At 62.7% G+C, this 8,067-nt stretch carries 6 protein-coding genes and 1 pseudogene; all 7 read left to right on the top strand.

Features of this window, described 5'->3' with window-relative positions; all coding sequences use genetic code 11:
• The coding region (locus tag HMPREF2924_RS17020) for an ATP-dependent Clp protease ATP-binding subunit (RefSeq protein ID WP_070700584.1) at positions 1–1,917 on the top strand (1,917 nt) is incomplete at its 5' end.
• A gap of 16 nt (positions 1,918–1,933) precedes the next feature.
• On the top strand, positions 1,934–3,364 hold the full coding sequence (gene cls, locus HMPREF2924_RS17015; RefSeq protein ID WP_023101527.1) for a cardiolipin synthase: 1,431 nt from the start codon (positions 1,934–1,936) through the stop codon (positions 3,362–3,364).
• Between the two features lie 27 nt (positions 3,365–3,391).
• Complete coding sequence (ftsH, locus tag HMPREF2924_RS17010) at positions 3,392–5,221, top strand: ATP-dependent zinc metalloprotease FtsH (RefSeq protein ID WP_023101528.1); 1,830 nt, start codon at positions 3,392–3,394, stop codon at positions 5,219–5,221.
• A gap of 78 nt (positions 5,222–5,299) precedes the next feature.
• Positions 5,300–5,758: a small heat shock protein sHSP20-GI gene (gene hsp20-GI, locus HMPREF2924_RS17005; RefSeq protein WP_019485624.1), complete on the top strand. Its 459-nt coding sequence runs from the start codon at positions 5,300–5,302 to the stop codon at positions 5,756–5,758.
• Between the two features lie 21 nt (positions 5,759–5,779).
• Positions 5,780–6,688, top strand: a complete 909-nt coding sequence (gene yfdX1 / locus HMPREF2924_RS17000) for a heat resistance protein YfdX1 (protein WP_021567662.1) — start codon at positions 5,780–5,782, stop codon at positions 6,686–6,688.
• Positions 6,689–6,790: 102 nt separating this feature from the next.
• Positions 6,791–7,678, top strand: coding sequence for a heat resistance protein YfdX2 (gene yfdX2, locus HMPREF2924_RS16995; protein WP_023083188.1), 888 nt, complete (start codon positions 6,791–6,793; stop codon positions 7,676–7,678).
• 96 nt (positions 7,679–7,774) lie between these two features.
• Positions 7,775–8,067: pseudogene (hdeD-GI, locus tag HMPREF2924_RS16990) on the top strand (heat resistance membrane protein HdeD-GI); the annotation flags it as partial.

Raw genomic sequence — 8,067 nt, 5'->3', positions numbered from 1 at the left:
CCCGGCGTCGGCAAGACCGCCATCGTCGAAGGGCTGGCGCAGCGCATGGTCGCCGGCGAAGTGCCCGAGACGCTGCGCGACAAGCGCCTGGTGGAACTCAACATCAATGCCATGGTGGCCGGCGCCAAGTACCGCGGCGAGTTCGAGGAGCGCGTGCAGAAGGTGCTCAAGGAAGTGACCGAGCACCAGGGCGAGCTGATTCTCTTCATCGACGAAGTGCACACCATCGTCGGTGCAGGCCAGGGTGGCGGCGAAGGCGGGCTGGACGTGGCCAACGTGTTCAAGCCGATGATGGCGCGCGGCGAACTGAACCTGATCGGCGCCACCACGCTCAACGAGTATCAGAAGTACATCGAGAAGGACGCCGCGCTGGAGCGTCGCTTCCAGCCGGTGATGGTGCCCGAGCCGACGGTAGCGCAGACCATGATGATCCTGCGCGGCCTGCGCGACACCTTCGAGGCGCACCACAAGGTCAGCATCACCGAGGATGCGATCATCGCCGCCGCCGAGTTGTCGGACCGCTACATCACCGCGCGCTTTTTGCCTGACAAGGCCATCGACCTGCTCGACCAGGCGGCCGCGCGCGTCAAGCTGTCGGCCACGGCCCGGCCGGTGGCCGTGCAGGAGCTGGAGTCCGAACTGCACCAGCTGCGGCGTGAACAGGATTACGTGGCCGCGCGCAAGCAGTACGACCAGGCCGCCGAGCTCGGCAAGCGCATCGAAGCCAAGGAGGCCGAGCTCAAGAAGCTCGTCGAGGAATGGGAACGCGAGCGCGCCTCGGGCAGCGCCGAAGTCAAGGCCGAGCATGTCGCGCAGATCGTCTCGCGCCTGACCGGCATTCCGGTCAACGAGCTGACGGTGGAAGAACGCGAGAAGCTGCTGCATCTGGAGCAGCGGCTGCACGAGCGCCTGGTGGGCCAGGACGAAGCAGTACGTGCCGTGGCCGATGCCGTGCGGCTGTCGCGCGCGGGCCTGCGCGAAGGCGGCAAGCCAGTGGCCACCTTCCTGTTCCTCGGGCCGACGGGTGTGGGCAAGACCGAACTCGCCAAGGCACTGGCCGAGTCCATCTATGGCGATGAGGGCGCGCTGCTGCGCATCGACATGTCCGAGTACGGTGAACGCCATACCGTGGCACGCTTGGTGGGCGCGCCTCCGGGTTATGTGGGCTATGACGAGGGCGGCCAGCTCACCGAGAAGGTGCGTCGCAAACCCTACAGCGTGTTGTTGCTCGATGAGATCGAAAAAGCGCACCCCGACGTCTACAACATCCTGCTGCAGGTATTCGACGACGGGCGGCTCACCGACGGCAAGGGCCGGGTGGTGGATTTCACCAATACCATCATCATCGCCACCTCGAACTTGGGCTCGGACATCATCCAGCGTCGGCTGAAGGCCCGTGGCGCCGCCGGCGAGGAATACGAGAAGACCAAGTCCGAGGTGATGGACGTGCTGCGCGGACACTTCCGCCCCGAGTTCCTCAACCGCATCGACGAGATCATCGTCTTCCATGCGCTGGGTAAGGAGGAGATCCGCCATATCGTCGGCCTGCAGCTCGATCGTGTGGCCCGCAACGCCGCCAGCCAGGGCGTGACGTTGACCTTCGACCAGACCTTGATCGACCACTTCGCGGAGGAAGGCTACAAACCCGAGTTCGGCGCGCGCGAGCTCAAGCGGCTGATCCGCAGCGAGCTGGAAACCGCGCTGGCACGCGAGATGCTCGGTGGTGGCATCGGCAAGGCCGATCACGCCAGCGCCCGCTGGGATGACAAGGCCGAACGGGTGGTCTTCGAGCGCCAGGAGCCAGCCGCGCAGCCGGCCGAGCCTGAAAAGCCCGATGCAGCGAACGTGGCCGAGGCACCGCCGAACGGCGAGAGCAAGCCTGCGCGCAAGAAGAAGTCAGCGGGCGGCGGATCTTGAGCGATGGGAGGCTGTCGTGTCCGACCCCAATGGGCTGACATGGGCAGCCACCCTCGTGTCGCTGGCGGTCGCTGTTCCCACAGCGGGGCACGCGGTCATCTACAAGCGTGACCCTCGATCGGCCACGCTGTGGGTACTGCTGATCGCCTTGTTGCCGCTGGGCGGTTCGCTGCTGTATGGGCTGTTCGGCATCAACCGTTACCAGCGGCGGGCGCGGCGGCTCTTCCCGGGGGCAGATCCTGCTGCTCGGCAGGACCTCTCGCCCACGATGCCCGAGGCTGTATCGCCGCCGCTTGCCGGTCTGGCCCACCTGGTGGGACGTGCCACCGGCCAGTCGCTGACCAGCGGCAACCGCATCGAGCCGCTCGTCGATGGCGAGCAGGCCTACCCGGCCATGCTCGCTGCCATCGAGTCGGCGCGGCACAGCGTCGCGCTGGCTTCGTACATCTTCGACAGCCAAGGCATCGGGGCGCAGTTCGTCGATGCGCTGCGCCGGGCTCATGAGCGCGGCGTGCAAGTGCGGGTGCTGATCGACGACGTCTATGCCCGCTGGAGGCCCCGCAGCGCCTACCGCGCCTTGCAACGCGCCGGCGTTCCGGCGGCGACGTTCAACCCGACGTTGATTCCCGCGCGCCTGCATGCCGCGCATCTGCGCAATCACCGCAAGCTGCTGGTGATCGATGGCGAGACGGGTTTCACCGGCGGCATGAACATCTTCGGTTCGTATTGGCGGCCCGATGCGCCGGGCCAGGCCTGTCACGATTTGCACTTTCGTCTGCGCGGGCCGGTGGTAGAGCATCTGATGCGGAGCTTCACCGATGATTGGTGCGATACCACGGGCGAGCGGCTCAGCAAGGGTTACTGGGGCGAACCGCCCGTAATGGCTGATGAGCAAGGAACCTCTTGGGCGCGCGGCATCGAGGCCGGTCCCGACGAGGCCCTGGACCGGATGCGCTGGACCTTCATGGGCGCTTTGAGCGCGGCGAAGCATTCGGTGCGCATCTGGACACCTTACTTCGTCCCCGATCAGCCGATGATCGCGGCGCTGAGTACGGCCGCGTTGCGCGGCGTGCGTATCGACGTGCTGACGCCCGCAAACGGCGACCATCCCACGGTGCAATGGGCCGCGCGTGCCCACTACTGGCAGGTGCTGGAGCACGGTGTACGCATCTTCGAACGGCCTGGCCCGTTCGACCACAGCAAGCTGATGCTGGTAGACGGAGCGTGGTGCTGCCTGGGTTCGGCCAATTGGGATGCGCGCAGTTTGCGCCTCAACTTCGAGTTCAATGTGGAGGTGTACGACACCGCGTTGTCTAGGCGGCTGTCATCCCTTTTTGATGCCGCTCGTGATGCGTCGGGCGAGATATCGGCGAAGGCGTTGCGCGCCCGCCCGCTGGCCATCCGCTTGCGCGACGGGGTGGCCCGTCTGTTCACCCCCGTTCTCTAGCGACACGGCTTGCGAGGTACCCTGCCCATGGAAAAGAAAGATCAATGGAACATTGGCTACTGGATCGTCGCCGGTCTGTTGCTGCTGACGCTGCAGAACTACTGGCAGGCGGCCAAGACCGTCGAGCCCGTGCCCTACAGCGAATTCGAGAAGGCGTTGGCCGAGGGGCGCGTCGCCGATGTGCTGGTGGCGGACCGCACGGTGACCGGGCGCCTGAAATCGCCGGACAGCCGGGGCAAGACCACCATCGTGGCCACCCGGGTCGAACCCGACCTGGCCGAGCGGCTGTCCAAGTACGACGTGCCCTATGCGCGGGTGGTGGAAAGCACCTGGCTGCGTGATGTGCTCTCCTGGATTCTGCCGGCGGTGGCCTTCTTCGGCGTCTGGTTCTTCCTGTTCCGCCGCTTCGCCGAGAAGCAGGGCATGGGTGGCTTCCTGAGCATCGGCAAAAGCCGCGCCAAGGTATTCATGGAGAAGAACACCGGCGTCACCTTTGCCGATGTGGCGGGTGTGGATGAAGCCAAGACCGAGCTGGTCGAGATCGTCGATTTTCTGAAGAACCCGCAGGACTACGGTCGTCTCGGCGCGCGCATCCCGAAAGGTGTGTTGCTGGTGGGCCCGCCCGGCACGGGCAAGACCCTGCTGGCCAAGGCCGTGGCGGGCGAGGCCGGGGTGCCGTTCTTCTCCATCTCCGGCTCGGAGTTCGTCGAGATGTTCGTCGGCGTGGGGGCGGCGCGCGTGCGCGACCTGTTCGAGCAGGCCCGCGGGCAGGCGCCGGCGATCATCTTCATTGATGAGCTGGATGCTTTGGGCCGCGCACGCGGTGTCGGAGGACCGATCGGTGGACACGACGAGCGTGAGCAGACCCTCAACCAGCTGCTCACCGAAATGGATGGCTTCGACAGCTCGGTCGGGCTGATCATCCTTGCAGCCACCAACCGGCCGGAGATCCTCGATCAGGCCTTGCTTCGCGCCGGTCGCTTCGACCGTCAGGTGCTGGTGGACCGTCCCGACAAGAAAGGTCGCCTGGATATCCTGAAGGTCCATGTCAAGAAGATCACCCTGGCCCACGGTGTAGATCTGGAACAGGTGGCGGCGCTGACCACGGGCTTTTCGGGTGCAGACCTCGCGAACCTGGTCAACGAGGCCGCGCTGGCCGCGACCCGGCGCAAAGCATCCGCCGTGGAGTTGCAGGATTTCACCGCCGCCATCGAGCGCATCGTGGCGGGCCTGGAGAAGAAGAACCGCGTGCTCAGTCCCAAGGAGCGGGAAACCGTGGCCTATCACGAGATGGGCCATGCGCTGGTGGCGCTGGCGCTGCCCGGCACCGACCCCGTGCACAAGATCTCGATCATCCCGCGCGGCATCGGCGCGCTGGGCTACACGCTGCAACGCCCCACCGAAGACCGCTTCCTGATGACGCGCGCCGATCTGGAACACAAGATCGCCGTGCTGCTGGGCGGTCGTGCGGCCGAGAAGCTCGTGTTCGGCGAGCTGTCCACCGGGGCTGCCGATGACCTCGCACGGGCCACCGACGTTGCCCGCGACATGATTACGCGCTTCGGCATGGATGAGGGCTTGGGGTACGTTGCTTTTGAGGCACAGAGGCCGCGTTTTCTTGATGCGCCTGAACTGGTACAGGGTGGCTGCCGGGTAGCCGAATCGACTCAGACACGCATCGACCAAGCCATCCGTGACATCGTGATGGGTGTGTTCGAGCGCGCCTACCGGATCCTCGACACCAACCGCGCGGTGCTGGAGCGTTGTGCGCGCGAACTGCTGGCGCGGGAAACGCTCGACGAGAACGACATCCTTCAATTGACCCAAGGACTTGTTCTTGATGGAAACGAAAAGTAGTAGGCGCTATTCAGAGTGAGCCGGCGGCTCTGTTCGGTGCGTCATCCAATTCGCCGGCATTGTTCAAGGAGAACCGATATGTCTGCATTGACTCCGTGGGACCCCTTCCGGGAACTGGATGAATTGCAAAACCGCCTGGCGACGATGTTGGGACGGACACCCCAGCGACAGGGCGCCCGTACCGGCAACGAAGCCATGACCACGGCGGACTGGGCACCAATGGTGGACATCAGCGAGGATGAGAACGCATTCCTCCTCAAGCTGGATCTGCCGGAGGTCCCCAAGGATGCCGTGCGCGTCAGCGCGGAAAACGGCGTACTCACCATCAGCGGCGAGCGCAAACTGGAAAAAGAGGAGCAGGGCAAGAAATTCCACCGCATCGAACGTGCGTATGGCCGCTTTGTGCGCAGCTTTGTCTTACCTGACAACGTTGATCCGACCAAGGTGACGGCTTCGATGAAAGACGGCGTGCTGGAAGTGCGGCTTGTCAAGGCCGAGCAAGCCAAGCCGAAGCAGATTGAAATTTCAGTCAATTAACTTCAATTGGAGTCCAACATCATGAATATCAAACAGCCCCAATACATCCGTTCCGCACTTGCCCTGGCGGTCTGCATCGGACTGAGTGGACCGGTTTTGGCCCAATCGGCGGCAAGTCCAAGCGCTGCAGCGCCCTCTGTCGCACCCAAGGCGGCGCAGCCACAAGTAGACGACAAGGCCGCCCAGGAAGCCGAAAAAAAGCGTTCCGAGCTCACTCAGGACGCCATCACGGCGCTCACCAAGACCCAGGAGGCTTTGACCCTCCTTGATGCAAATAAGACCAAGGAGGCGCTCGCTGCGCTGGAACTGGCCACCGGAAAGCTGGAACTGGTATTGGCACGCGACGCCAAACTTGCTTTGGCGCCGGTCGATGTACGCGTCATCACCCATGATATCCACGCCAACGTGGAATCGGTAAAGAAAGCGGTCAAGTTGTCTCGGGAGTTGTTGGGTGATGGCGAGGTGCAAAAGGCCCGGCCCATCGTTGCCAATCTGGCCAGCGAAATCGTGATCGAAACCGACAACCTGCCCATGGCAACGTACCCGGCAGCGATCAAGTCGGCTGCACGGCTCGTCGACAGCGGCAAGATCGACGAAGCCAAAGCAGAGCTCGCCCGAGCACTGAACACGCTGGTGGTCACCCAAGTTGTACTCCCTCTGCCCGTGCTACGGGCCGAAGCCGCGATAGCAAAAGCTGAAAAGCTGGCCGAGACTGACAAGCGCGATGCCAAGCAGAACGAGGAGCTCAGCACCTTGCTGTCGTCCGTGCGCACGGAGATCGAGCTGGCGCAAATCCTGGGTTATGGCAAGAAGGAGGACTTCAAACCCATCTTCGATCAGGTGAAGTCCATTGAGCAAAAGTCGGCTGGTGGCAAAAGCGGCAATGGATGGTTCGACGAGTTGAAGACGCGCATCCAAAAGCTGTTTTGAGGTGATGAAGGGGCCGACTGCTCCATCGGTCAGTCTCGCGATATTCGCAGTCGGCCCCAATAGATTCGCCTATTTTCACTAACTCATACGAGGCATATCACCATGAATGAGCAAACATCGAATCCCAATGCGACGAACGAAGGAATAAACGAACAGGCCGCGGTAAGCAGCCTTCCTGTCAGTCCAGAGGCCAAGCCTGAAGTCGTCACGGAGGTACAGCCTGAGGTTCAGAAGGAAATGGACTCGCAGGCGGCAGACAAACGTAAACAAGTCCTCGATGAGGCCGTCTCGGCCTTGGCGCTGACCAAATCAGCGCTGGCCGCACTTGACGGCAAGGACGCTGCACGCGCATTGGCAACGCTGGCCGAAGTGACGGGAAAGCTGGAGCTGATCGTTGCGCGCGAACCCACGCTCGCCCTGGCCCCCGTTGATGTGCGCACCATCGTGCACGACTTGTTCGCCAACACGGAAACCATTGAGGCGATGACCGACGAGGCGCTGGATGCCCTCAAACATGGCGAGGTGCAACAGGCTCGCCACGTGCTGGCTTTGCTGGCCAGTGAAATCGTGATCACGGTCACCAACATCCCTTTGGCGTCCTATCCCGCAGCCGTGAAGGCAGTCGTGCCGCTGATCGATCAGGGCAAGATCGAAGAAGCCAAAGCCGCGCTGCAGGCAGCGCTCAGCACGTTGGTCGAGACGCGCAGCGTGCATCCGCTGCCCGCCCTGCGCGCCAGGCTGCTCCTGAAGCGCGCCGAGACCTTGGTAGAAGATGGTCAGCGGAGCGAAGCGTCCAATGAGCGCCTGGAGACATTATTGAACGAAGCGCGGCAGCAGTTGGAAATGGCAGAACTGCTGGGCTATGGAAAGAAGAAGGACTTTGAGCCCCTGTATACTGAACTCAAGAAAGTCAAGCAAAAGACGGCTGGGGGAGGCGGCGGAATAGGCTGGCTCGATGAAATCAAGGCAAAGCTGTCCAAGTTGTTCTGAAACCGCTGGATAGGGCGTAAGAGGGGCGCGTCGCGCCCCTCTCTTGGCTCAGGAGTGTTTGCTTTTTCACCCCATTAGATCTTTAGGAGATATTGCATGAACACAGACACCATCGCTAATTCCAATGCGGATGACCCCACCAAAGCACTGTGTTCGCTGAGCCAAAATTGGTGGCTTTTTGTGCTGCGCGGTGTCGTGGCATTGATTTTTGCAGCCCTTGCGTTCTGGATGCCACAATCGGCTCTGTTGGCCATGACCATCATGTTCGGCGCATTTTCCTTGGTCAATGGCGCTTTCAACTTGGTTGCAGCGGTGCGCCATATCCAGAAAAAAGAGCGCTGGGGCTGGCTGCTGTTCAGTAAGCGTCCAGCCGCCCCACCCTTGCTCAG

It is taken from the genome of Pseudomonas sp. HMSC063H08 (genome assembly GCF_001813645.1).
GTDB classification, from domain to species: Bacteria; Pseudomonadota; Gammaproteobacteria; order Pseudomonadales; family Pseudomonadaceae; genus Pseudomonas; species Pseudomonas aeruginosa.
This window is presented reverse-complemented; position numbering and strand designations above follow the sequence as displayed.